The organism is Peptoniphilus grossensis ph5 (genome assembly GCF_000311825.1).
Lineage (GTDB): Bacteria > Bacillota > Clostridia > Tissierellales > Peptoniphilaceae > Peptoniphilus_A > Peptoniphilus_A hominis.
In genome coordinates this window covers 165301-190277 of record NZ_HE978566.1, presented here as the reverse complement: position 1 = coordinate 190277, position 24977 = coordinate 165301, and the positions used below count along the sequence as shown (strand labels likewise).

The window sequence follows — 24977 nt, the reverse complement described above, 5'->3', positions numbered from 1 at the left end:
ATCCATCAATAGGTGCATTTGGATTGACTTGGACCCTATTTAATAGCAAAGCCTCTCCCTTTTTGCCACCTATTTTTTCAAAAGTTTGATCATCTAAGGCCGTAATAATTCCATCGAGATAAAAATCTTCGCCATTATCATAATATTTGCGGATTGTTTCATCTAAATTAAGAGACCTAAACTCATCTGAATAATTTTGATCCTTACTAAGGGAAATATATTTTTCAGTTGAAAGGAAGGCTCTGTGATTTTCTGTAGTCTTCATTATATCCTTTAAGACATTTGGAACTTCAGCTTCATTTGAATGAATTAGTATATTAATATTCGTATTGTAAGTGTAAGTATTCTTCACCCTATTGTACTTTGCCATAGAGAAAACTATCAAAAAAATTGATACAATTATCATTCCAATTGCAGAAATATATCTCTGAGAAGAAATAGTTTTTAAATTATTTATCTTTAATTCCTTCCAAATATCTTTATTCCTTTTTAGTTTTATATTTTTGTCACTAAAGTTGCCCTTTATACCATCAATTATATTTATCCTTGCGATTTTTTTAGCTGGAGCAAATATTGATATGAAAATTATAAAAAAGCAAATTAATAGAACTACAAAGGAAAGCCTTGGCGAAAATTCTATATACTTGTACTTTTCCTCTTCCTCTACAATCCTTTGAATTCCAAGATTGAGGAGGTTGATTCCTCCATATCCGAAAATATGTCCCAAAACTATTGGTAAAAATGAAATTTTTAATCCATCTTTTAAAAGCAATTTATAAATTTGATAATCTGTTGAACCAATTGATTTGTACATTGAAATTTCTCTTATCTTTCTTAGTCCCCAAACTGTAAAAATATTTTTTACAAAAAATATAAAAATGAGGATTGTAGCAAATATTAAAATAGAGTCTACAATCACCCGCCTATTTTGTTGTAAAAGACTTCCATCAACATTATAGTAATCTTTCATTATCTCGCTAAATGCAAGTTCTACTTTATCTTTATTCAAGGCAGATGCTATTTCTTTTTCTAAATTATCTTTATTACTATAGGCTTTTCTAAAATTATCAAATCTTACAAAGCTATTGGTTTTTTGACCCTTTCCTATGACAGTAGAAGCATAAAAAACCTTCATATTCTCATTGTAAAGATTTCTTGTGATACCACTTATTACATATTCTTTGCTATTTTTTCTTGCAAATTCTTCATCCTTAGTAACACTGGAAACTGGCTTTATAATTTTTCCATCAACTAATCTATTCCCAAATTCTACTTTTACCTTATCACCAATTTTTAAATTTTCTTTTTCTGCAAGACTTTTTGGTATGGTAATTTCATTATCTTTTGCAGCAAAACTTCCCTCTTTTAACATATTATCTTCTAACATCTTGTTATAACCCTGGTCTATGTAATTTACCACTAAGACATTTTGAGATAGCTTGGCAGAATTATTTTCTACTGCAACTTCTCCCACTTCTTTAATGTTTTTTATTTCTTTTAATTTACTTGAGTCACCAGAAACTGTATCAGGCATAATTTTAGCATCATAAATTGATCTGTTCCTAAAATATTCATAATCAAATTTATTATTTACATATCCAAAGTAAACACAAAATGTAAAGAAAATTGCAGTTATAAAAAGTGAAAGTGAGATTGAGAGATTCTTCTTATTCATTTCTTTCATCTCCCACTACTTTTCCATCCACTATTGTTATTACTCTTTCTGCCTCTAGAGCTATGGACTCATCATGGGTGATTACAATAATTGTCTGTTTTAAAGTCCTATTAAAATATTTTAAAATTTCAATTATTTCTCTTGAATTTTCTCTATCTAGGTTTCCTGTTGGCTCATCAGCGAGTACAAGAGATGGAGAATAGATAAGACTTCTTGCTATGGCAACCCTTTGTTGCTGACCTCCTGATAGTTCACTTGGAAAAGAATCTAACTTATTTTCTATTCCTAGCTTTCTAACTGTATCTAATAGGGTTTCCTCCTTGATTTTTCTCTTATCAAGCTTTAGGGGCAACTCAATGTTATGCCTTACTGTTAAGTTTGGAATTAAATTATAAAATTGATAAATTAGACCAACTTTCCTTCTCCTAAAAAGTGCTAATTCCTTTGATGAATATTTTGAGATGTCATTGCCGTCTATAAATATTTTTCCAGAACTTGGATTGTCCACACCACCTAACAAGTGAAGTAGAGTTGACTTGCCTGATCCACTTGGTCCAACAATTGCAATAAATTCTCCTTTTTCTATTTTTAAATTAACATCATCAATTGCCCTTACAAGATTTTCTCCACTTCCATAAGTTTTTGATAAATTTTCAGTTCTAACAATTTCCATATGTACCTCCCTCTATTTGTCTCAATAATAAAGGGTTAAAATGACTTTTAAGTGACATTGTAAAATTTAATTTTAAAAATCGCACCATCATTGCCATTTTTTACAGATATATCTCCATTGTTCGCCTCAATAATTGATTTTGCCATAGCAAGGCCTATGCCAAAGCCCTTAGAGTCAGGACTCTTGTAAAATCTTTCAAATATTTTTTTGAAGTTTTCTTCTTTAATACCTCCGCCGTCATCTTCAATTATTATCTCTGTGTAAATCGGATTTTTATTTGTAGAAATTTTAATTTTTGTAATTCTATCAAGGCTTAAGGCATTCTTAATAATATTTATTAGGGCTTCAGAAACCCAATAATAATCAACTTTTATCTCAGAGTCCTCATAATCAAATATAATTTTAATGTTTTTTTCATCAATACTTTTTCTTAAAATATCTAAGGCGTATTCAATTATTTCTGAAATTAAAACTTCATTTTTTTCCATTTTATCTACATTTGCATCAAGACTAGATAGCTTTAATAAAATATCAGCAAGAGAGTTAAGCCTTTCAAGTTGAAGCTCAAGGCCTTCAATTTCTTTTTTATTGTCCTCATCCTTATGGATCATCTCCAAATCAAAAACCATTGAAGTAATTGGAGTCTTTATTTGATGGGCAATATCTTCTAAGTTTTGAATTTGTTTTTTTGAATTTATCTCAAGGCTTTCTCTCGCCTCAACAAGTTCTATAAAAATTTTATAAATCTTATCTTCAAGGATTGAAAACTCATCTTGCACCATGGGAATCGAATAATTTTTTTCTCCCAGCCTATCTATTAAATTCTCAAGTTCTTTTATTCTCTTTTTCTCTCTTCTTTTCAAAAAATAATATAGAGCAAATAAACTCACAAAGTAAAATAAATAAATCATCAGTCCATCCTATAACCTATTCCACGGATTGTTTTAATAATATCTCTGTCACTTTTATCTCTAATTCTTTTTATAGTGGCAGTTAGTGTATTGTCATTGACAAACTTTTCTCTTCTATCCCAAAATCTCTCAAGCAAAAAATCTCGAGTAAAAATTCTATTGGGATTATTTATAAATAAATTCATAACTTCAAATTCTAGCGCTGTTAAATCAAGTTTCTCATCTTTATAATAAAAACATCCTTCATTTTTATTTAGGCTTAGATCTTTAAAGCTAATAAAATCATCTTTTACAAGAGCAGTCCTTAGAGTCTTGTCAATCCTTGCTCTTAAAATAGCTAATTTAAAAGGCTTAGTAATATAATCGTCAGCTCCATTGTCAAGAGCTCTCACGATAAATTTCTCATCGTTTTTTACTGTAGTTATTATTACTCTAACATTATTTTCTCTTAAAGTATTCAACAAACCGATTCCATCATTATCGGGCAAATTTATGTCTAAGATCGCCAAGTCAAAAGAATTATTTATTTTTATCTTTGCTTCTTCAAAGTTTTTACAAGTTTCTACTTCAAAATCATTTTTTGACAAGTAAGACTCAATGCCACTTGATAAAATTTCATCATCTTCTATTAAAATTATTTTTTTCATTTGATCACCTAACACAATCTTGTAAACAAATTCTATCACACTTTGGTTTTTAAAAGAATTCCTAATCATTTTAGACTCTTATAAATCTTCCTAACAAAAAAGCACCGGTCTTTGCCAGTGCTTGTGTTTTAAAAATTTTATTCTATAAATTCTTTTGGATCAATTTCTACAAAGTTTATGCTGCCCCTTGAAATAATTTTCATGTCGCCTGTTAGCTGGTAGATCCAATTTGATATAAAGGGCTCATGGGAGACAAAGATGTAGTTGTCATCTTTATCTAAAGTTTTTAAGATATCTTTTATTCTTCCGCCGGCAAGGTAGTCCTTAACTTCATAGGTTGAGTCTAGGTGTTTTGCCAAGATTTCTGCAGTTTCCTTTGCTCTTTCAAGAGGTGAGGAGTAAATTTTAAAGGATCTTTTGTCTTCTAAATTTTTTGCAAAGGCCTTAAAGCTTTCCTCTAATTTTTTCTTGCCTAAGGTCGTGAGCTTTCTCTTGAAGTCGTCATCTGCATAAATTTCTGCCTCGCCATGTCTTATAAAATAGATTTTCATTTTAAATTGAAGAAGGCATCAAAGCCAGGATAAATTGCGAGATCACCTAGTTCATCTTCTATGCGAAGAAGTTCGTTATACTTTGCAACTCTCTCAGATCTTGCTGGTGCACCAGTTTTTATAAAGCCTGCATTTGTTGCAACTGCTAAATCAGCAATTGTTGAGTCTTCACTTTCTCCTGACCTGTGAGAAATTATTGCTGTATAATTGTGTCTCTTTGCAAGTTCTATTGCATCAAGAGTTTCTGTAATTGTTCCAATTTGATTTAATTTTATTAAAATTGAATTTGCAGATTTCTTTTCAATTCCCTCTTGAAGTCTCTTAGTATTTGTTACGAAAAAGTCGTCGCCAACTAATTGAACCTTGTCACCAATAAGTTCTGTCAAGTTCTTCCAACCTTCCCAATCGTCTTCTGCTAGTCCGTCTTCAATTGAATAAATTGGATATTCATTTACAAGTTCTTGATAGAATTTTGAAAGTTCTTCTGATGTAAGTTCACGACCTTCACCTGCAAGGACATATTTTTTCTTGTCCTCATCATAAAATTCTGAAGCTGCAGCATCAATTGCAAGGACAATGTCTTTACCTGGCTCATAACCTGCTGCTTTTACTGCGTCAAGTATGCAGTCGAAGGCTTTTTTATTTGATTCAAGATTTGGTGCAAAGCCACCTTCGTCACCAACTCCAGTGGAAAGTCCCTTGTCCTTTAAAACTTTTTTAAGGGCATGATAAACTTCTGCACCCATTCTTAGTGCTTCCTTAAAAGTTTCTGCTCCAATTGGCATAATCATAAATTCTTGGATGTCTACATTGTTGTCAGCGTGTTCGCCACCATTTATTATATTCATCATTGGGATTGGCATAGTCTTTGCATTTACTCCACCAAGGTATTGGTAAAGTGGAAGTCCAGCTTCATTAGCAGCAGCCCTTGCAACTGCAATAGATACCCCAAGAATTGCGTTGGCGCCAAGTTCTCCCTTGTTTTCTGTGCCATCAAGCTCTATTAACATTTTATCAATGCCAAGTTGGTCAAAGACATCAAAGCAAATTAATTCTTCGGCAATTCTTTCATTTACATTTGCAACTGCCCTTTCAACGCCCTTGCCATTATATCTTTCTTCTCCATCGCGAAGTTCAACAGCTTCGTGAACTCCAGTTGAGGCACCACTTGGCACAATGGCAGAGCCAAAGCCACCATTAAGTGTGCCAACTTCTACTTCAACTGTTGGATTTCCCCTTGAATCAAGGACTTCTCTCGCATAAACATAATCAATTAAACTCATAATTCCTCCTAATTAATAATTTATAAATTTAAAATAAACTTTTACCAGTCATAAGTTCTGGCTTTTCAATTCCCATAATCTTTAAAATTGTTGGCGATAAGTCGCAAAGTGCACCGCCACTTCTAAGTTTTGCATCCTTATTGAAAAGGAAAACTGGCACAGGGTTTGTAGTGTGACTTGTGACAGGCTTGCCCTCCTCATCAATCATGCATTCACAATTTCCATGGTCAGCAGTAATTATTGCCACCCCATCTTTTTCCTTTAGGACCTTTAAAATTCTGCCTAGGTTTCTATCAACTGTCTCCACAGCTTTTATGGCTGCCTTTAAGTCGCCAGTGTGACCAACCATGTCTGTGTTTGCAAAATTTAAAATTATGGCGCCGTACTTGTCTTCCCTTAATTTTTCAATTACAGCATCTGTCACTTCATTGGCAGACATCTCTGGCTTTAGGTCATAAGTTGCAACCTTTGGCGAAGGAATGAGAACTCTGTCCTCTCCCTCAAAGGGTTTTTCCCGTCCGCCATTAAAGAAAAATGTGACATGGGCATACTTTTCTGTCTCGGCAATTCTAAGTTGCTTGATTTTATTTTTTTCTAGGATTTCTCCCAAAGTATCCTTTGGTATCTCGTCCTTAAAGGCAACAAATTTATTTTTTATATCTTTGTCGTAGTCTGTCATTGTAACGAGAGTGGTATTAATTTTTTCTCTCTCAAAACCCTTAAAGTCATCATCAACTAGGGCTCTAGTAATTTGTCTAACCCTATCAGGTCTAAAGTTAAAAATTATAAGAGAGTCCCCATCTTCTATTTCAGAATTTTTTACAAATTTTGCAGGTAGTAAAAATTCATCGGTGATGTCCTTGTCGTAGGAAGATTTTATATAAGTTAAAATATCTTCATCTACAAAATCCTCATCACTTGTCAAGTCGTCGTAATATTTTTTACTTCTTTCCCATCTGTTGTCACGATCCATGGCATAATATCTGCCAGAAATTGTGGCAATTTTTCCCTTGCCAATTTTTCCAATTTCATCTTGCAGCTCTTTTATGTCATCTATGGCAGCATGAGGTGAAACATCACGACCATCTGTAATTGCGTGGATGTAAGTTTTTTCCATGCCTTCATCTGCCATTAACTTTATAAGTGCCAAGAGGTGGTCAAAGTGTGAGTGCACTCCGCCCTTGGAAACAAGTCCTATTAAATGAATTTTTGAATCCTTCTTTTTTGCATTGTCTATGGCTCTTTTAAATTCAGGATTTTTGAAAAATTCTCCCGATTTAATTGACTCACTTATCCTGGTCAAGTTTTGATAAATTACTCGTCCTGCGCCAATATTTAAGTGACCAACTTCAGAATTTCCCATTTGTCCATGAGGAAGGCCAACATATTCTTCGCTGGCAAAAATTTCTGTGTGAGGAGAGTTTTTATATAATTCATCAATAGTTGGAGTCTTAGCAAGCTTAACTGCGTTACCTACTTGGCTGTCTCTTATGCCAAAGCCATCTAAGATTATTAACATTGTTGGCTTCATAGGCTTTCACCAGCTTTTATAATTTCAATAAAACCTTCTGGGTCAAGGCTGGCTCCACCAACGAGAACTCCGTCAATATTTTCTTCTGATAAAATTTCTTTTGCATTGGAAGGCTTGACAGAGCCGCCATATAAAATTCTAATTTTTTCAGAAATTTCACCATAATTTTTATTAATTATCTGGCGAATTTCTCTGCACATCTTCTCCGCATCTTCAGCTGAGCAAGTTTTGCCAGTGCCAATTGCCCAGATTGGCTCATAGGCAATTGTAATGTTTTCAATATTTTCAATTCCCTCAAGGGACTTTAAAAGTTCATCCTTTACGAAATCTACTTCTTTATTCTCAACTTTTACTTCAAGAGCTTCGCCAAGACAAAGTATTACATGAAAATCATCTGCAAGAGCTTTTTTCACCTTTGCATTTACAATTTCGTTGGATTCAAAAAATTTTTCTCGCCTTTCAGAGTGACCAATGATGACATTTTCTACTCCAATGTCCTTTAACATAGAAGTTGAAACTTCGCCAGTGTAAGCACCATCCTCAAACTGAGAAAGGTTTTGTGCTCCTACTTCAATTTTTTTATTTAAAATTTTTCTGAAACTTTCAAGAGAAACAAAAGATGGAGCAAGAAGGACATCAGACTTTTCAAAATTAAACTCATTTATTTTTTCTGCAAAATCTCTTGCTTCAGATGATGTCTTGTTCATCTTCCAGTTTCCACAAATATAATTTCTTCTCATGCTTCTTCAACTGCCTCAATGCCAGGAAGTTTTTTGCCTTCAAGCATTTCAAGACTTGCACCGCCACCTGTGGATATATGAGTTAGTTTATCAGCAACGCCCGCCTTTTCAACTGCAGCAACAGAATCTCCGCCGCCAACAATTACTATGGCATCAAGACCTGCCAAAATTTTTGCAAGTTCAATAGTTCCGTGAGAAAATTCTTCAATTTCAAAAACTCCACAAGGACCGTTTAATACTACTGTATTTGCCTTTTCAAGAGCTGCCTTTATGTCTTCTAGGCTTTCACGACCAATATCAAGAATCATGTCATCTTCAGCCACATCTTCTACATCCTTTAAAGTTCCCTTTGCATCTTCAGAAAGTTCTGGAGCCACAATTACATCTCTAGGAAGGATTAAATCTACATCTTTATCAATTGCCTTAGCCATAATTTCTCTTGCAAGGTCTAGTTTGTCATCTTCCACAAGAGATTTACCAACTTCAAGACCCTTGGACTTTAAGAAAGTATTTGCCATGGCACCAACAATTACTAGAGTGTCAACTTTTTCCAATAGATTTTCGATTACGCCAATTTTGTCAGAAACCTTTGAACCACCAAGAATTGCAGCAAAGGGTTTTTCTGGATTTTTAAGGGCATCTTCAAAATATTTAATTTCCTTTTCAACTAAAAGACCTGCACAAGAAGGCAAAAATTCTGTCACACCAACATTTGAAGCGTGAGCTCTGTGGGCAGTGCCAAAGGCATCATTTACAAAAATATCTCCAAGGCTTGCAAGTTTTTTTGCAAAGTCAGGGTCGTTCTTTTCTTCGCCCTTCACAAATCTTAAATTTTCAAGTAGAGCAATTTCTCCACTTTTAAGATTTTTAACTTCTTCTATAACTTTTTCGTCAACAACTTCCTTTGATGGGATAAACTTAACATCCTTCTTTAAAAGTTCAGCCGCCCTCTTAGCAACTGGAGCAAGAGAAAACTCTTCCTTGTATTCTCCCTTAGGTCTTCCTAGGTGACTCATGAGGACAACTTTTGAGCCCTTTTCAGTTAAATAATCAATAGTTGGAATAGCCTTAACTATTCTATCGTCGCCAGTAACCTTGCCATCCTTTAGGGGGACATTAAAGTCAACCCTAACTAGGGCAGTTTTATCATTAAAATCAAAATCTCTAATAGTTTTTTTCACATTACACCTCTTATTTTCGATTTGTACTTAAAATTTAACACTTAAATTATACCATAAAAAGAAAAGAGTTGAAGTTACTAGAAGGGCTTTATAAATATTTATTCTCACTTAAATGATTAAAAATTTCCCATTAATTATTTTATAACTTTACTTTGTTTTTTTTGTGATATAATGTATTAAATCGATAAAAGTATAGACCCTTTAATTTTTTACAATTAAAGCTAATAAGAAGGTGTAGAAATGTACTTTAACTTACATAGATGTAAAAATGGAGACGAAAAAATTTGTAATAAGATTTTTATTTAGATTTTTAATGGAGGAGCTTAATTATGAAAATGCAAATAATAAAATTCCTTACGCTAATTCAACCTCATTATCTTTTTAACATAATTGAGATTATCCTTTTAATTTTAATATTAAATAAATTAAAAGAGCTATTTAAGGAGATGTGATTTTATGGAAAAATATGAAGCGACTATGACAATCCTAACAGGCCTTATTCCCTACACCATCTTACATGTGATTAAAATTGTTTTACTGGTTAAAATATTAAATCTTTTAAAACAATTTAAAAAATAAAATAATTTTGACATAGCAAAGGAGCTGAGATAAATTTTTCTCAGTTCCTTTTGCTTTTATAAATAAAATTTTTATTAATATAATTTTGCTCCTGCTGGAATTTTGTCTTCTAGCATCACTAAGTTTAATAGTTCTTCCACATCATAGTCGCTTCATATTTTCTCTCATTGTTGATGAACATTGCCATAAAAAAATTGTATACAATAAATTTTTACAAAGACAATTTATATCAGCTTTTTTACAATTTTCTTTAACTCAGGTAAAACCTCTTCTTTAAAAAAAGGATTTTTTGCTATCCACCTGTTGTTTAGAGGACTTGGGTGGACTATTGGGAAATATTCTGGCAAAAATTCTTTGTAAGATTTTACTGTTTCAGTTAAATTTTTCTTAAATTTATCCTTCAAATAAAACTTTTGAGCATAGGCTCCTATCAAAATGGTTAACTTAATATCCTTCAATTCATTTAATAATAGTGGATGGTATTCTTTTGCAATAAAAGATCTAGGAGCCTTGTCGCCCGATTTTCCCCTTCCAGGATAATAAAAATCCATTGGAATTATAGAAAAATCTTCACTATGGAGGACGTCTTCCGATATACCCAACCATTTGACAAGATTTTCCCCACTCTTATCATTAAATAAAATGCCAGTTTCTTCAACCCTTTCCCCAGGAGCTTGCCCAATTATCAAAATTTTTGATTTTGGATTTAGCTGGAATATTGGGTTAATTCCTCTATTTGTGTAGATTTCATTTCTGCGATCTTCTCTTAATTTTTTAATAATGAGTTTTTCTTTCATAATTTTGCCATCACTTTCATTATAATTAGAACCTTGCCAAGCTTTAGGACAAGTAACAATTTTCGTAAAAAATCTATTCTTAGCCTAGTAAAACTTTCAACCTATATAAAATTATTACCCATTTTTGTCTTGACACTCATCATGAATTGCATAATCTACTATCATTCCTTATGATGTTAAATTTTCTTTTATAAATCTTTCAATTATGCTTTTGTCTTTGTTGCTTCTTCTAATAGGATTTTTATTTCATCATCTGTTAGTTCTTCTGCATTTTCTATAAGGCTCTCTAAGATTGCTCCTTTTGTTATGAGTCTATGCGTTCTTTCTTTTCTTCTTTTTACTATGTCTTGTTTTAATATCTTTTTTTCTTCATTTTTTAGTTGCCTTAATCTTTCTTCTGTATCATCAATTTTATCTTTTATTTCTTTTGACTTTTGTCTTAATTGTTCTAATTTTTTCATATAAATCTCCTTTCTTGTATTAAAAAAGACGACTAGTTTTTACTTTTCTAATCGTCTTTTTTCTAAATGTTATACATTTCTATATTACATTTTAGTTTTACGTTTTCTATATATCTTTCCATGTAATCCCAATCTGGAATGTTATAACTTTTTGTTTATCTTTTTTATCATATTTTTCTCACAAAGATAAAAGATGTAGCCAGATTCTTAGATGATCATTTCGCCATGAATGTAAACCAAGAAACTCTTGAAAAAATATCTACAATGAGCGGGACTAAATTAAAAAATCTATTCAAAGAAAAATATGGTCAAAGCATTACAGAATATACTCAAAGAAAAAGAATGAACGTGGCTGAGACTCTTCTCTTAAATACCAAACTTCCTATAAAGGAAATAGCTCAATCTGTTGGATACGCATCCCATAGCAAATTTTCTATTTATTACAAAAGATACAAAGGGAAACTTCCTAGTGAAGTCCGTAGTTTAGCTTGCGAACATCACAATTTAAATTGTGATTGCTGTGATTAAACTAATTTTTTTATACGCCTTTATCTTATATGAATTTGCATGTATAGATATTTGTATAGGAATGGTTCTTGTCTTGTTTTTAAGATATGCTCACATTCATTAGATTGAAGTTTCTTTCGATTATATTTCACTCTAACCCATCTTCATATAACTGTTCATGGCTTATATCTATTTCTGATAATTGGTTTTTTTAAGCTACAGCCCCTTAAAACAAATAGCCAAGAAGTCGAATTGAACATTATAAGTTATGAATTTCTAGTTAAACCAAAACGGTCAGTAAATATGCCAAAATTAGGCTCACGAAAAAGAAGATTATAATTTTTGCAATCTGACTTTTCCCATTAAAACCAAAATTATCATAACCCTTAGCACCAACCGTCTCTGGGTAAACTTTAGTCGGCAATTTTAACTTGGTAAGCATGAGATAATCAAAAAAGATAATATCAAAAAGCTTATATCCTTCAAATAGTATTAAAAATCTAACAAAGGCTTGCTGAAAAGTTAAACTAAATTTTACTGTATCAACAATTGCCCAGCCTAGAACGGCTGCAATGGTTAGCAATCCAAGTATCATGATAAGTCCGCCGATTATATTGACCCAAATCGGTTTATCTGGCAACTTACTCATCATAACTTTGATATCATCAGGTGCGCCGAAATGCTTCGAGCCAAATTTCGGTATAATAAGTATAAAATTCACCATCATAATTGATGCTGTTAAGCAGATGATTGTTAACATACCAAGTGTTTTCATCAATTTAGTTTACCTCCTCTTTATCTTATTATTCTAGGTGTTTTTTTAAATTCTTTTGTCTTTGTTGCTTTTCTAGGATTTTTATTTCTTCATCTGTTAAATCTTCTACATTTTCTATAAGGCTTTCTAAGATTTCTCCTCTTGTTATGAGCCTATGAGTTCTTTCTTTTCTTCTTTTTATTATGTCTTGTTTTAATATCTTCTTTTCTTGATTTTTTAGTTGTCTTAATCTTTCTTCTGTATCGTCAATTTTATCTTTTATTTCTTTTGACTCTTGTCTTAGTTGTTCTAATTTTTTTATATTATCTCCTTTCTTTTAATAAAAAAAGAGATAAGCTCCTTGCTATCTCTGTATACAAAGCTTGATTGATACTATCCCTATGTTTTATCGGTTATATAACCTCTTCTTTTTGTTAATGTGAATATCAACAATACATAATAAATAGTATATGAATAGAACTATTCCTACAGGTGTCTCTATCCCTGTTTTAGAATAATTTCCTGATAACACGAAATAAACGGATGGGAAGATCCCAATCACTCCGCCAATTATTAGTTTCTTTGACAATAAGAAGCCTGCAAACACAAATAATATTTCCACTAATATTGCAGACATCTCTAAAGATTTTATCCCTAGGAAAATAGATACCCATATCAAAAAAAATAGGAATATCAAAGCTGGGAAAAAATATATACCTTTTCTTATTGTCATTACAACAATCCTCTTTTCTTTAAATAATTATATTCACAGCATTATATCACAAATATTGGTTTGACTCAATTTTAACTTAAAGGTATCTTTGTTTTAGAGAATTTGTAGTGTTATTCTGTCCTTATTTTGAGTAAAAAAAAGACGATAGAGTTTTTAATTTCTATCGTCTGAGATTATCTAATATTTATTTTTCTTTAAATTGATTTTATTATATAGCTTAAGAATTCTATTAATCCAATTAAAAAATTAAACTGGGATTCATAACAAACCCCAGTTTCATAATTAGCGTGTTCTTATTAATATAATTTTGCTCCTGCTGGGATTTTGTCATCTAGCATTAGAAGATTTAATAATTCTTCGCCATCATAATCACAAACTGCTGATAGGAGCATGCCGCAGGATTCTATTCCCATCATCTTTCTTGGTGGAAGATTTGTTATGGCAACAAGAGTTTTTCCAACTAATTCTTCTGCAGAGTAGAAGTTTTTAATTCCTGATAGGATTACTCTTTCTTCTTCTGTTCCGTCATCAAGGGTGAACTTGAGAAGTTTATTAGATTTTGGAACTTCTTCGCAATTTTTAACTTTTACTACTCTAAAATCAGATTTTGAGAAAGTGTCAAAGTCTACAAATTCTTCAAATAGTGGCTCAACTTTTACCTTTGATAGGTCAAGTTTTACAGCTGTTTTTTCATCTGCTACTTTATTTGCATTTATTTCTGCAACTTCTTTTCCTATTGGCTTCATTGTTGGGAAAATCCCCTCTACTTTAGATAATTGTCTAAATCTCTATAAAAGTCTATTTTATGGTACTTTTCCATTTACGACAATTTGCTAACTCTCTATAAGTGCCTATAGATTTCTAGCAAATTGTCGTAAATTTGTCGTAAGCTGTCGTAAATTCTAAAATATAAATTTCATCGCTTTTTCAAATTCTCCCATCTGTTCTATCTTAAAATCTTCTGTTGCATCTACATATATATCCATTGTTGTACTAATATCAGAATGACCTAGAATAGACTGCATTGCTTTTGTATTTATATTTTGTTCATTAAGCCTTGTAGTAAAGGTGTGTCTGAAAATGTGATTGCTTAAATGTGGAACTAATAGAATATCATTAGAGCTCGATTTATTTTTATCCATTATACTTAAATTGCAATCTCTAACAATTCTTCTTAAAGCTTTATTAAGTGTTCCATTATTGTGAACCTTTCCGAACCTATTTAAAAATACAAAGTCTTTAAATCCATCGATTGAATCACAACATTCGATTCCAAAAGTCTTTTGTAACTCTCTTTCCATAAGAAAAGCATCTTTTACTTTTTGAACCATAGGAATACTTCGCTTACCTGATACTGTCTTCGGTGTATTAATAGCATATCTATTGTTTAATCCTTTACCTTTACTATAATATACCAAAGTCCTATTTACATTTATAAGACCATTATCAAAATCTAGATCGTCCCATTGCAATCCTGTAACTTCTCCAACTCTCATTCCTGTCCAAAGCATAACAATGAATATTGGATACCATTTTTTATATTCATCACTATTAGATAAATATTCTTCAAATAGCACTTGTTCTTCTATTGTCATGGCTTTTTTCTTCAGAGATTCATTTCGATAAGCTACTTTCAATTCCTTCAAAGCATTGTCAGATGGATTAAATCTTATATATTCGTCATCCACTGCTAATTCTAAAACCTGATGTAAGACAGTATGAACACAATCTATGGTAGAAACCATCAATCCCTGATCTTCCTTTAATCTGTTATAAAAACTTCTAACATCAGATCTTTTAATATCAGATAGTTTAATGCGACCAAAAGTCGGTTCGACAAATTGTTGATACATATAGATGTAATTTTTAAAGGTATTATCTTTTAAACCTCTTTTTACCTTTGTCCATAGCTTAAAAGTATCATTTACAGATAAGCTACTTCCTTCGTTGTTGATTCCATCTATAGTATTGCGTAAAATATCTAATTCCTTTTCTCTTAATTCTTTTAGAGTTTTCGCATAGATAGATTTTCTACGACCTATTTTGTCTTGCCACTTAAATTCATAAGTGCCATTTGATCTTTGATATTCACCGTCTTTTAAAACAACCCCTTTACTATCTTTGCGTCTTTTTACCATAAAAATTCTCCTTTTTTGATAAAAGACACGCTATAATTATTATACCGCATTAAGCGTGTTTTATATATAGTTTTAGATTAAATAGAGAACTGTCTATTTAAATATTCTTCCATTAACTTTTTCTTAATAAGACGCTTACTACCATTAAATAATACAAAATCGCAATCATTTTCATCCGTTAATTGTCTAACTTTATCTTGACCAATATTAAAATATTCAGATGCTTCTTTTAATGTTAGAAATGCTTTTTCACAAACACGAACTCCTTTTATATTTTCATTAATCATAAATCCTCCAAATAATATATTTAAAATATTTATTTTAATATTTTTAAAGTTTTTTGACATTGACAAGTGCATTGGATTAGCAACATAGGAATCTCACCTCCGCCTCTGTTCAGGATGAGCCGGCTTCAACCTTAGAAGTATCATTATCCTCATTTTCTTCATAGCGAATAGGGTATCCCTCCCTATGTTCAAACTCTTACTTATCGCTCCCTTTCTTCTTCCCTTGCTTTTTGCTTAGCAGTACTTGTTTTACCGAATTATTCAGCAGAAAGATCTTGGCGGATAGGTTATTACGCTCCAAAAATGATTAATGTCTTGTCTTGGTCTATTCAATTGTTAAGGTTCAAATATTATTTAGATTGCTTTTAAAATAGAAAGAGGACAAAACTCCCCTCACTTTATAAAGGAAAATTTGCCCTCTTTGGTAACCAGAAACTATATTTCTTCTATAAATTTCTTTAGTTTTTCTAAAATCTTATCTCGCCTTTTTATTAAAGCAGTATGTGATATATTTTGAGTCTTTGATACTGCACGAAGTGTTTCATCATTGAAATATAATCTTTCAATTATTTCTCTTTCATCCTTATTTAACTTTGACATTGCATTTCTTAGTGCTTCAATCATCATTTGTGTAGCTACAACTTTTTCAACATCAACATTTTTATCTTCTAGATTATCTTCAAAATTCCCATCGTGATTTAGAGACGAAAAAAATAGCAAGTGGTTTTTCTTGTCCACCTGCTCCAAATACTTTTCGTGTTCTTTTTCTCGCCAGTAGACTTTATAAATATCTTCACTGACTTTTACCTTTTGCCCTCTGACATAAAGGTAATACTCTTTTGCCATAAAGTTTCCTCCATTTCTTTTTTGTCTATTTGTTTTTCAGACAAAAAAGGAGGACTCCTGCATCTTGGCATAAGAAGTCCTCTGAAATGAAAGAAATCCGTTCTTTCTTTTACTATATTTAATTGTTTAGACGAGAAAATGTAAAGACAGACAACTACAAGAATTATAGAAAAAAGGAGTATTTTTATTCCATTTCAATTCTACAAGGTAACTTATACACTTGTTCATCTCCCTTTCCCTCCGTTCATTATAGATAAATAGCATCCATACCTACAGCCTCTTTTGATTATTTTCGCTTTTATATCAAATGTCCTTGTATTTATGCTTTGTCTTTTCCCATTTTCCTAAGTCCATTAAGCATTAAAAACAGTCCCAACATAATCATACTAAAATCTACGATAGGTTCTGTCCACCAAACTGCTGACGCTCCAAATGCCTTTGGAAATAGTAATATTGCAGGAATAAATAAAACTAACTGTCTAAGCATTACAATCATGCCTGCTTTTTTTCCATCTCCTATGGATTGGAAAAATGTAAGTGTCATAATCATAATTCCATATAAGATGAATGTTGAATAAAACATCTTAAAGTTTACAACACCAACTTCAATAATCTCCCTTCTCACACTGAATAATGATAGTAATTTTTCTGAATAAAACATCGATGGTATCCATGAAAGAGCTGCAAGAATAGTTGCTCCGTACATAAAAACTTTCATTGTATCTTTTACTCTTTTATATTGCTTTGCTCCGAAATTTGCCCCAATAACAGGCTGTAAACCTTGGCTCATTCCCCAAAGAGGAATAAAGGAGAACATATACAATCTCATTGTAGCAGCCATTAAAATTCCCCAATTATCTCCACCGTATGCGAAAGCTTGCTTAAACAAGAATGTTTGTTGTACTGCAAACAAAATTTGCATCATCATTGCAGAACTTCCTATGCTAAACATTTCACTGGAAATATCCTTACTCTTTTGGATTTTATGAATCCTCACAAAAGCACTTTTCTTTGAAAAATAGCGTAAGGTTAATATAGCTTGCACAATTTGAGAGATTACAGTTGCAATAGCTGCCCCTTCAATCGCATATTCTCCCATCAACTTCATGAAAATAGGATCTAAAATAATGTTTAATATTGCTCCTACCCCCATAATAATCATGGATTGCTTTACTGCACCTTCACCACGCATTGTCATATTTCCGGCTTGAGCAAAATTAACAAATATGGAGCCCAAAAAAACTACTCTTAAATATCTGACTCCAAGTTCTTTAATATTCCCCTTTGCTCCTACTAAATCCAAAAAATTAGGTGCAAATATCAAACCTAATATTGTGATAACTATAGAGAATAAAATTACCCAATAACAAAAATTTCCAAATATCTTGTCAGTTGTTTCTTTATCTCCCTTTCCAATCGCCCTTGATAATATTGATGCACTACCAACTCCAATAAGTGCTGATACTCCACCATTTATTATTGTTAAGGACATGGATATACTAATAGCAGACATTGCATAGTCTCCAATAATCCATCCAGCAAAAATTCCGTCCATAAATGGATATAGCCCTATAACTACCATTCCTATAATTCCCGGAATAGCTAACTGAAACAATAAATCTTTAGGACTTTTGGTTAAAAGTTGTGTTTTCATATCTTGTTTTCCCATATGACTTCCTCCAGTTTTTTTCAATATTTTTATAACTTATGACAACTGCCACTTTGCTGCCACTTGTCTTGCTTCAACAAATTTTTTGTAGATACCATCAACTTGAATAAGTTCTTCATGTGTACCTTGTTGCGTTATCTTTCCATTAGCTAAAACAAGTATTTGGTTTGCATTTTTTATTGTCTTTAGTCTGTGTGCTATCATTATTACTGTTTTATTTCTTGTGAGTTCCTCCATAGCAACCTGCAATTTATCCTCATTTTCAGGGTCTACATTTGCAGTAGCTTCATCGAAAATAATAATAGGTGCATTCTTTATCATTGCTCTTGCAATTGATATTCTTTGTCTTTCTCCACCAGATAAACTTGCACCTCCCTCTCCTATAACTGTTTCATATTGTTCAGGAAGCTTCATAATAAATTCATGACAACACGCTTTCTTTGCAGCTTCTATAACTTCCTCATGTGTAGCATCTGGCTTAGCAAACTTTATATTGTTCTCAATAGTGTCTTGAAATAAATAAACATTTTGAAAAACCATACTAATTTGTCTCATTAATGACTCCAATGAATATTCTTTAATATTGTGTCTACCTATGCTGATTTCTCCTTTCTCTACATCCCAAAATCTCGCTATCAAATTGCAAAATGTAGTTTTTCCAGCTCCTGAAGGCCCAACTATAGCTGTCATTTGGTTTTGTGGTATCTTGACCGAAATATCATCGAGGATTTTTTTACCTGAATATGAAAACTCTACATTATCAAAAGAAATATCGAAAGTAGTAGGCTTTATGTCTTTTCCATCAATATCCATCTGTGGAAATTCCTCTAACTTCCTTGTTTGCTCAATAGATCCACTAACAACTCTGAGGGAGGTTGTTGCACTTCCTGCCAATTTTATTTGAGAAAAAGCAAGAAAAGAAATTATAATCGTCATAACTGTATTTAAGAATGATATTTTTCCATTAATATAAAAGAAAATACCTGCACCTATTATCAAAATGCTAAACAAATCCAAAAGAATATTTTGCAAAATCGTATAAGGTGTAAACAGTTTTTCACAATCAAGATTTATTTTTCTACTATTTTCAATAGCACCTCTAACTTTTTCATCTCCTTTCCCTGTTAAATTAAAGGATTTTATAACAGACATCCCTCCAATTTGCTCTAAAATGGCATCAACTAATTTAGCAGATGCTTTTTGTCTTTTAGGAAGAACGCTCCTTGATTTGCTTTCCATTTTTGAGAGAACAAATAAGTACAATAGGCATCCAATTGCAACAATAAAACCTATTCTCCACTCAAATGCTAAAATCATTATTGTAAATATTATCGTGTTTATAAAACCTGATAATGTATTTACCATAACCATTGCTGCGGTATTTTCTACATCTTCTAAAACAGTTGTAGAAATTCCAACCACTTCACCAATATTGTTTTCATTGAAAAATCCCATAGGTATTTTTTTTAACATTTCACCTATTGCTACTCTTTTATTTGCCACCATGAAATAACTTGCATGGCATTGCTGTAATTGTGAAAAATAATTTGTAACACTTCTTCCGATTATGCTAATAACAAGAAGTATTAACGCGATCCACGCGGGCATCATGCTCATGTCTTTTTGGACAATTGCTTTCACTATAAAATAAATAGCACTGATTTGAAGCATATGAAAAATCGCAAACAAAAAACTTACCCATATAGAGTGATATACATTTTTCTTTTCATCACCTGAGAAATCTAAAATTTTTTTTAAAGCACTTAACATTTCATCCCACCATCCTTTGTTCCTATATGAGCGTTCCACATATTTCGGTATAATTCACAACCTTTTAATAATTCATCATGCTTACCGTATGAAACAAGTTTTCCATTCTCAATTAAGAATATTTGTTCTGCATCTGTTATAGTTGATAATCTATGAGCAATAATAATCACCGTTTTATCTTTTATAAGCTTTGATAAAGCTTGCTTTATAATCACTTCATTTTCAGGATCTATATATGAAGTAGCTTCATCAAGTATTACAATAGGTGCATTTTTGAGCATTGCTCTTGCTATAGATATTCTTTGCCTTTCTCCACCAGAAACATGGCTCCCACTACTTCCGACAACCGTGTCGTAACCATGTTCCATTTTCATAATAAAATCATGACAACCCGATTTCTTAGCAATGTCTTCTACTTCTTTATCACTGGCACTTGGATTGCCCATTCTTATATTCTCCCTAATACTTTCGTTGAACAAAAAATTATCCTGAGAAACAAAGGCGGTCAAACTATATAATTGCTTTAATGGAATTTCCTTAAGATTGTGTCCACCAATATTTATATTTCCTTCCATGATATCCCAATATCCAGCTATTAATTTTGCTAAAGTTGACTTGCCACTTCCACTTGGTCCAACAAAAGCCACTGTTGTCCCTTCTTTTATGTTTAGGGATATTCCATGAAGAATTTCTTTTTCTTCTTCATATCCAAACTTTACATTTTGTAAATCAATGTTATATTGCTGGATAGTCACTTCTCTATCAGAATGCTTTTGTTCTTTTCCTTCTAAAATTAAGTTAATAGAATTTGCAATAGTCCCTATCTTAGCAAGACCATCAACAAAATTGATTGTTTCAAGTAAAGGTCCTGCAATACCTAAAGATAGAATAATTACAGATATAAATACTTCTGCACTTAAACTTCCGCTAATGTAGAAATACCAACCAAATGGAAGCACTGTTATCATTGTAGTAGGAGATATGTTTTTAGATAAAGATACAGGTAACTGACAGCTCTTCATCCATTCATAAAAGTATCTTGCATTTGCAATGACTTTATTTTTGTACTTTGCGTACGATCTCTTGTCTTGATTAAATGTTTTTATCACTTCTATTCCATTGACATACTCAATAATTGCAGAATTCATTTCTCGATTTACCTTTACAGATCCTTCATATTGAACAGCATAATTTTTCATTACGAGTCCCATAAAAAGCATCCCCAAAGGAATGGATACTAATGATAAAAGAGCCATTCTCCAATCAAGAAATAATAAGTAAATAAATATACTCAAAGAACCTAAGAGATTCGATGTCATTTCAGGCAACAGGTGAGCGAGCGGTTTCTCCATACTTTCAACCTGATCCACTATAATCTGCTTAAAGTTTCCGCTTGGAACAGAGATTATTTCTCCTAACGGCATCTTCGGAAGTTTATCAAGCATTCTCAAGCGAATATCTTTCAATACACTAAAAGTCGCTTTATGAGATACAGATAACGCCGTAGAGTATAAAACAGATTTTAAAATATAAGATAACATACCTATTCCCATCCATAAAAAATAGACCTTGAAATCTGCAATTCCATTTAATAAATAGACTAAAATACGGCTTGCAGCAATGTATGGAACAATTCCGGCAATAACACCGATACTTGCTATAAATACAGATGTTTTTAACTTTGAATGTTCCTTATATGCAAGCTCCCACAATGTTACAGCAGGACTTTTTTCTTTCATAATTTAACACCTCCATAATTGTATCCATTTACATTTTATTTTAGAAATTCATATATTGTACCATCACAGTGTTTTATAAACTCATAATCGTGTGTAATAATTATAATGAGTTTTCCTTCTCTCTCCATATCGTGTAGGAAATTAATTAATGTATTCATCTGTGGTTTACATAATCCACTTGTAGGCTCATCTAAGATAATAATAGGTTTATTACTAAGCCTTGCTATAGCAATCAACAATCTTTGCTTCTCTCCTCCCGATAAACTTTGAGGATGTTTTTCAAGCTTTGATAATAATCCCATCTTTTCCAACATTTTTTCATTTAGGCTTGTATCTTCACTTACTGTTGATACTTCCGATAATACATTTTCTGTAAAAAGCTGAGAGCTTGGATCTTGCATTACCATAAAAATTTCTTTATTTTGTTTTGTAACTTTTTTTTGATTAACAAATACATCTCCGTGACCTTTTGTAGTACCGGTCAATAATTTAATGAAAGTACTTTTCCCTATTCCATTTTTTCCAATGATAAAATTTACTCCCTTATTAAAGGAAATACTAAAGTCAAAGATTTTATTCTTTTCATATTTTTTCTTAAAATTATGACATGATAAATCTCCATTGCTAAAATTATTTTTATCATCTAATAAATTCACTTTATAATATTTATTAATCTCTAAATCACTTTTCTCTATTTTATTAAATGTTCTAAGTCCATATCCTTCTGCAATAGCTTTCAAATTATAATCATTTAAATCTTCTTTTTCGTATGAAATTAAAGACTCATTATCAATAATACAAAGCCTATCCATTATATCTTTTAAATAAAATAATCTATGTTCCACAACAATTATTATCTTATTTAATTCTTTTAATTTCACTAAGGCTTCTTTTAACCTTTCTATAGATTCATTATCTAATGATGAAGATGGTTCATCTAATAAAATAATATCATTTTCAGAAATTGCACAAGCTGCAAGTGCTATCATTTGCTTTTCTCCACCAGATAAATCAAATATATTTTTGTCTAATAAGTATTCTATATTTAAGAGTTTTGAGTATTTCTTTATTCTATTGATTATCTCTGACTTGTCAGTATTTCTATTTTCTAGCTGAAAGGCTAACTCCTCAGTGGAATTCATACAGTAAAATTGAGATTTTGGATTTTGAAATACATTTGAAATAATACATGATCTTTCAAATATATTTTTACTAAGTAAATCTAGGCTGTTATATTTTATTTCTCCATTAATATTAGCATCAAGGTATTCAGGTATTACTCCATTAATTGCTTTTAATAGTGTGCTTTTTCCACATCCAGAATGTCCTGTAATAACTGTAATTTCACCAGCTTTACATTCAAAATTTAGATTTTTTAAGATATTTTCATCATCAAAAGATAAATCAAACTTTCTTATTTTAAGCATATTTTCTACCTCTTATATAAAAAAATAAAACTAAAATAGAAACAAAAAAAATTAAATAGTCAGCAAATGTTAACTTTGCTTCTCTAATATTTGATCTATTTTGATTGACAGCAAGACCCTTAGTTAATGAAGCTACTGTCAATTCATCAGCAGAATTTGATAGGGTCATCAATAGTGGGATTATCCTATATTCAATTAATAAAATAGGATTCTTTAAAAATTTCCTAAAACTTATACCCCTCAAATAAATAGCTTGTTTTATTTGTCTATACTCAATTCTTGTTGCATAAAAATATCTAACCATAACCGCAACAGGAATGGCTATCTGATCAGGACACTTCACCTTTTTTAATGAACAAATTGCTTCTCCTACACTAGTTGTTAAAATTATATAATTTCCCATAACCATAGGTGCAAAAACTCTTTTTATTATAATTATAACTATGTGTATAAGTGATAATATTATAGAATCATTTAATTCCCTAATATTAATTTCTATAATATTCAATATTATAAAAAGTATGATTGATTTAATCCCGGATTTTATATGTCCAGATAAAAATAATAAAAAAGTAGGGAGCATACATATTAATACATAATATATAGGATTTAGGCTTTGAATATTTCCAATTGTCATAATAAAAGAAATAACCATCATTAAAAATAATTTTGCTCTAAAATCTATCCTTATCATATCTAATAACCCGCTCCCTAATTCTTACTTACCAATTTTTGAAAAATGTTTTTTCAAAAACACAATTCCTAAGCTACAACCTACAAAAGCACCAATAAATCCTAAAATAGCCATAACTATTAAAATCCAATCAGGCATAACTTTCATCATTGTGTCAATAAATTCTTGCTTATAACCTTGATTTAAAAGCCCTTGTGCATACTCATTTCTTGAGATGATAATCGGAACATAGTTTCCTAAAGTGCAAAGACTTGAAAAAGAAAATGCTAATCTAGATTTTCCTTTACTGTCATAAGAGCCTGATTTTAATATTATTTCTCCAATAAATCCTGCAATTGCTCCTGTTAAAAGTGCCCATGGACCATGACCCATGATGACATAAGCTAAAGATATTAGCATTGTTTGAATAAAAAGCATTCCTGGCTTCTTAATTTTTGTTGAAAAAAGCATGTTACTAGGTCCAACTAAAATTCCCTGTACTAAGGGAACAATTGGCATCAAAACAGGAACCATAGCTGTAAATGAGCCTATTAGCATAAAAATAAACCCAAGTACTGCAAACAAACCAACATTAATTAAATCTCTAACTTCTAATTTTTTATTCATTTCTGAAACCTCCTTAGTTATCTATTTTTTTCTAAATCTAAAATATAATTTAAAATTGTATCTTTTAGATATTTCCTATTCTCATCATATGAATCTCTTGCATTAAGAACTTGCGAGCTTAATATCATTCCATTTATATAATTTACTAAAAAACCATCTTCAAAAATCTTTGAATCAATTCCTAATTTATTAGATATTGAATCTAATTGATTTACTGTTTCTGTTTTCAAATCTTGAAACATCTTTTCTAAATCTTCATTATATTTTTTTGATTGTAATAAAAGAGAATAAACCTTAGTAATATCTGTATCTGGTAGACACTTATCCACTAAAATTTCACTCATCTGTTCATATTTATCTTGACCTATGTGAGCTTCTAAATAATTATCAATTAAATTATTTCTATACTGATTTCCATCAAGCATTAAATCTTTAAGCATTTCAGCTGTGCTTTTATAATGATGATAGACACCACCTGTGCTCATGCCAACTTCTTTAATCACATCTTCCATTGTTGTATTCTGAAATCCTTTATTCAAAAAACATCTCATTGCTGCATCTCGAATTTCTTTTTTTCTAATTTGACCAACTTTTGTTTCCTTATCTTTCAATAAAATACCTCCAATCATTCAATTATTTTCCGAGGATTCCCTCGGTTTTTATTATATCTTAATTGAAAAATATTTTCAATATCAATCAAATTATAAATTTTGCTCTACTCTACCGTATACTTCTTAATTAATTTATTTAAATGCGGTATAATTAATAAAACTGAATA

24 protein-coding genes and 3 pseudogenes are annotated in these 24977 nt (G+C 31.2%); 2 read left to right on the top strand and 25 right to left on the bottom strand.

Going from position 1 to position 24977, the window contains the following annotated elements; genetic code table 11:
- The 9 genes from HGPG_RS00895 to HGPG_RS00855 all read right to left on the bottom strand — a co-directional run.
- A partial coding sequence (locus HGPG_RS00895) for an ABC transporter permease (RefSeq protein ID WP_051010624.1) occupies positions 1-1675 on the bottom strand: 1675 nt, incomplete at its 3' end.
- A complete protein-coding gene (locus HGPG_RS00890; protein ID WP_019124164.1) occupies positions 1668-2348 on the bottom strand; it encodes an ABC transporter ATP-binding protein in 681 nt (226 codons plus the stop codon). The genes HGPG_RS00895 and HGPG_RS00890, both read right to left, overlap by 8 nt.
- A 47-nt stretch (positions 2349-2395) precedes the next feature.
- Entirely contained in the window at positions 2396-3259 is an 864-nt protein-coding gene (locus HGPG_RS00885) for a sensor histidine kinase (protein ID WP_019124163.1), read from the bottom strand.
- A complete protein-coding gene (locus tag HGPG_RS00880) occupies positions 3259-3906 on the bottom strand; it encodes a response regulator transcription factor (RefSeq protein WP_036731353.1) in 648 nt (215 codons plus the stop codon). The genes HGPG_RS00885 and HGPG_RS00880 overlap by 1 nt, the downstream gene beginning before the upstream one ends.
- Before the next feature lie 137 nt (positions 3907-4043).
- Positions 4044-4457 carry a SixA phosphatase family protein gene (locus HGPG_RS00875; RefSeq protein WP_019124161.1) on the bottom strand — a complete coding sequence of 138 codons (414 nt, stop codon included), beginning with the start codon at positions 4455-4457 and terminating at the stop codon, positions 4044-4046.
- Complete coding sequence (eno, locus tag HGPG_RS00870; protein WP_019124160.1) at positions 4454-5740, bottom strand: phosphopyruvate hydratase; 1287 nt, start codon at positions 5738-5740, stop codon at positions 4454-4456. Before eno ends, HGPG_RS00875 begins: the two co-directional genes overlap by 4 nt.
- 28 nt (positions 5741-5768) lie before the next feature.
- On the bottom strand, positions 5769-7271 hold the full coding sequence (gpmI, locus tag HGPG_RS00865; protein WP_019124159.1) for a 2,3-bisphosphoglycerate-independent phosphoglycerate mutase: 1503 nt from the start codon (positions 7269-7271) through the stop codon (positions 5769-5771).
- Positions 7268-8011, bottom strand: coding sequence for a triose-phosphate isomerase (tpiA, locus tag HGPG_RS00860; RefSeq protein WP_019124158.1), 744 nt, complete (start codon positions 8009-8011; stop codon positions 7268-7270). Before tpiA ends, gpmI begins: the two co-directional genes overlap by 4 nt.
- A complete protein-coding gene (locus tag HGPG_RS00855) occupies positions 8008-9192 on the bottom strand; it encodes a phosphoglycerate kinase (RefSeq protein ID WP_019124157.1) in 1185 nt (394 codons plus the stop codon). Before HGPG_RS00855 ends, tpiA begins: the two co-directional genes overlap by 4 nt.
- 456 nt (positions 9193-9648) lie before the next feature.
- On the opposite strand from HGPG_RS00855, the gene HGPG_RS10570 reads away from it, so the two are divergent.
- Positions 9649-9771, top strand: a complete 123-nt coding sequence (locus HGPG_RS10570; protein WP_019124155.1) for a hypothetical protein — start codon at positions 9649-9651, stop codon at positions 9769-9771.
- A 224-nt stretch (positions 9772-9995) separates the two neighbouring features.
- Here HGPG_RS10570 and HGPG_RS00850 read toward each other — a convergent pair whose 3' ends face one another.
- Entirely contained in the window at positions 9996-10568 is a 573-nt protein-coding gene (locus tag HGPG_RS00850) for a uracil-DNA glycosylase family protein (protein WP_019124154.1), read from the bottom strand.
- A 203-nt stretch (positions 10569-10771) separates the two neighbouring features.
- Positions 10772-11029, bottom strand: coding sequence for a DUF3847 domain-containing protein (locus tag HGPG_RS00845; RefSeq protein ID WP_019124153.1), 258 nt, complete (start codon positions 11027-11029; stop codon positions 10772-10774).
- A 186-nt stretch (positions 11030-11215) separates the two neighbouring features.
- On the opposite strand from HGPG_RS00845, the pseudogene HGPG_RS00840 reads away from it, so the two are divergent.
- A pseudogene (locus HGPG_RS00840) lies at positions 11216-11557 on the top strand (helix-turn-helix domain-containing protein); the annotation flags it as partial.
- Between the two features lie 259 nt (positions 11558-11816).
- Here the strand turns inward: HGPG_RS00840 and HGPG_RS00835 are convergent.
- The 14 genes and pseudogenes from HGPG_RS00835 to HGPG_RS00775 all read right to left on the bottom strand — a co-directional run bounded on the left by HGPG_RS00835 (position 11817) and on the right by HGPG_RS00775 (position 24828).
- On the bottom strand, positions 11817-12311 hold the full coding sequence (locus HGPG_RS00835; RefSeq protein WP_019124152.1) for a hypothetical protein: 495 nt from the start codon (positions 12309-12311) through the stop codon (positions 11817-11819).
- Between the two features lie 20 nt (positions 12312-12331).
- Positions 12332-12612, bottom strand: a pseudogene (locus tag HGPG_RS10060) (DUF3847 domain-containing protein).
- An 84-nt stretch (positions 12613-12696) separates the two neighbouring features.
- Positions 12697-13023, bottom strand: a complete 327-nt coding sequence (locus HGPG_RS00830) for a hypothetical protein (RefSeq protein ID WP_019124151.1) — start codon at positions 13021-13023, stop codon at positions 12697-12699.
- A gap of 296 nt (positions 13024-13319) precedes the next feature.
- A pseudogene (metG, locus tag HGPG_RS00825) lies at positions 13320-13781 on the bottom strand (methionine--tRNA ligase subunit beta); the annotation flags it as partial.
- A 144-nt stretch (positions 13782-13925) separates the two neighbouring features.
- Positions 13926-15161, bottom strand: coding sequence for a site-specific integrase (locus tag HGPG_RS00820; RefSeq protein WP_002836633.1), 1236 nt, complete (start codon positions 15159-15161; stop codon positions 13926-13928).
- Positions 15162-15238: 77 nt separating this feature from the next.
- The gene (locus HGPG_RS00815; protein ID WP_004818884.1) at positions 15239-15448 is read right to left on the bottom strand and encodes an excisionase; all 210 of its coding nucleotides are present in this window, start codon (positions 15446-15448) and stop codon (positions 15239-15241) included.
- 435 nt (positions 15449-15883) lie between these two features.
- Positions 15884-16294: a sigma-70 family RNA polymerase sigma factor gene (locus HGPG_RS00810; RefSeq protein WP_002836635.1), complete on the bottom strand. Its 411-nt coding sequence runs from the start codon at positions 16292-16294 to the stop codon at positions 15884-15886.
- Between the two features lie 319 nt (positions 16295-16613).
- On the bottom strand, positions 16614-17963 hold the full coding sequence (locus HGPG_RS00805) for an MATE family efflux transporter (RefSeq protein WP_019124149.1): 1350 nt from the start codon (positions 17961-17963) through the stop codon (positions 16614-16616).
- A 36-nt stretch (positions 17964-17999) separates the two neighbouring features.
- Positions 18000-19733, bottom strand: a complete 1734-nt coding sequence (locus tag HGPG_RS00800) for an ABC transporter ATP-binding protein (protein ID WP_019124148.1) — start codon at positions 19731-19733, stop codon at positions 18000-18002.
- On the bottom strand, positions 19727-21472 hold the full coding sequence (locus HGPG_RS00795; protein ID WP_019124147.1) for an ABC transporter ATP-binding protein: 1746 nt from the start codon (positions 21470-21472) through the stop codon (positions 19727-19729). Before HGPG_RS00795 ends, HGPG_RS00800 begins: the two co-directional genes overlap by 7 nt.
- A gap of 35 nt (positions 21473-21507) precedes the next feature.
- Positions 21508-22899, bottom strand: coding sequence for an ATP-binding cassette domain-containing protein (locus HGPG_RS00790; RefSeq protein ID WP_019124146.1), 1392 nt, complete (start codon positions 22897-22899; stop codon positions 21508-21510).
- A complete protein-coding gene (locus HGPG_RS00785; protein WP_002836640.1) occupies positions 22892-23593 on the bottom strand; it encodes an energy-coupling factor transporter transmembrane component T in 702 nt (233 codons plus the stop codon). The genes HGPG_RS00790 and HGPG_RS00785 overlap by 8 nt, the downstream gene beginning before the upstream one ends.
- 24 nt (positions 23594-23617) lie before the next feature.
- Entirely contained in the window at positions 23618-24199 is a 582-nt protein-coding gene (locus tag HGPG_RS00780; RefSeq protein ID WP_002836642.1) for an MptD family putative ECF transporter S component, read from the bottom strand.
- 17 nt (positions 24200-24216) lie between these two features.
- Entirely contained in the window at positions 24217-24828 is a 612-nt protein-coding gene (locus tag HGPG_RS00775) for a TetR/AcrR family transcriptional regulator (protein WP_002836644.1), read from the bottom strand.
- Positions 24829-24977: the final 149 nt, after the last annotated feature.

Coding starts and splice junctions, on each gene's coding strand:
- HGPG_RS00830 (WP_019124151.1), bottom strand. CDS start 13,023: ATGACAATAAGAAAAGGTATATATTTTTTCCCAGCTTTGATATTCCTA.
- HGPG_RS00780 (WP_002836642.1), bottom strand. CDS start 24,199: ATGAATAAAAAATTAGAAGTTAGAGATTTAATTAATGTTGGTTTGTTT.
- HGPG_RS00890 (WP_019124164.1), bottom strand. CDS start 2,348: ATGGAAATTGTTAGAACTGAAAATTTATCAAAAACTTATGGAAGTGGA.
- HGPG_RS00875 (WP_019124161.1), bottom strand. CDS start 4,457: ATGAAAATCTATTTTATAAGACATGGCGAGGCAGAAATTTATGCAGAT.
- HGPG_RS00790 (WP_019124146.1), bottom strand. CDS start 22,899: ATGCTTAAAATAAGAAAGTTTGATTTATCTTTTGATGATGAAAATATC.
- HGPG_RS00820 (WP_002836633.1), bottom strand. CDS start 15,161: ATGGTAAAAAGACGCAAAGATAGTAAAGGGGTTGTTTTAAAAGACGGT.
- HGPG_RS00845 (WP_019124153.1), bottom strand. CDS start 11,029: ATGAAAAAATTAGAACAATTAAGACAAAAGTCAAAAGAAATAAAAGAT.
- tpiA (WP_019124158.1), bottom strand. CDS start 8,011: ATGAGAAGAAATTATATTTGTGGAAACTGGAAGATGAACAAGACATCA.
- HGPG_RS10570 (WP_019124155.1), top strand. CDS start 9,649: ATGGAAAAATATGAAGCGACTATGACAATCCTAACAGGCCTTATTCCC.
- HGPG_RS00785 (WP_002836640.1), bottom strand. CDS start 23,593: ATGATAAGGATAGATTTTAGAGCAAAATTATTTTTAATGATGGTTATT.
- HGPG_RS00775 (WP_002836644.1), bottom strand. CDS start 24,828: ATGATTGGAGGTATTTTATTGAAAGATAAGGAAACAAAAGTTGGTCAA.
- gpmI (WP_019124159.1), bottom strand. CDS start 7,271: ATGAAGCCAACAATGTTAATAATCTTAGATGGCTTTGGCATAAGAGAC.
- HGPG_RS00815 (WP_004818884.1), bottom strand. CDS start 15,448: ATGATTAATGAAAATATAAAAGGAGTTCGTGTTTGTGAAAAAGCATTT.
- HGPG_RS00850 (WP_019124154.1), bottom strand. CDS start 10,568: ATGAAAGAAAAACTCATTATTAAAAAATTAAGAGAAGATCGCAGAAAT.
- HGPG_RS00810 (WP_002836635.1), bottom strand. CDS start 16,294: ATGGCAAAAGAGTATTACCTTTATGTCAGAGGGCAAAAGGTAAAAGTC.
- eno (WP_019124160.1), bottom strand. CDS start 5,740: ATGAGTTTAATTGATTATGTTTATGCGAGAGAAGTCCTTGATTCAAGG.
- HGPG_RS00835 (WP_019124152.1), bottom strand. CDS start 12,311: ATGAAAACACTTGGTATGTTAACAATCATCTGCTTAACAGCATCAATT.
- HGPG_RS00800 (WP_019124148.1), bottom strand. CDS start 19,733: ATGTTAAGTGCTTTAAAAAAAATTTTAGATTTCTCAGGTGATGAAAAG.
- HGPG_RS00805 (WP_019124149.1), bottom strand. CDS start 17,963: ATGGGAAAACAAGATATGAAAACACAACTTTTAACCAAAAGTCCTAAA.
- HGPG_RS00795 (WP_019124147.1), bottom strand. CDS start 21,472: ATGAAAGAAAAAAGTCCTGCTGTAACATTGTGGGAGCTTGCATATAAG.
- HGPG_RS00880 (WP_036731353.1), bottom strand. CDS start 3,906: ATGAAAAAAATAATTTTAATAGAAGATGATGAAATTTTATCAAGTGGC.
- HGPG_RS00885 (WP_019124163.1), bottom strand. CDS start 3,259: ATGATTTATTTATTTTACTTTGTGAGTTTATTTGCTCTATATTATTTT.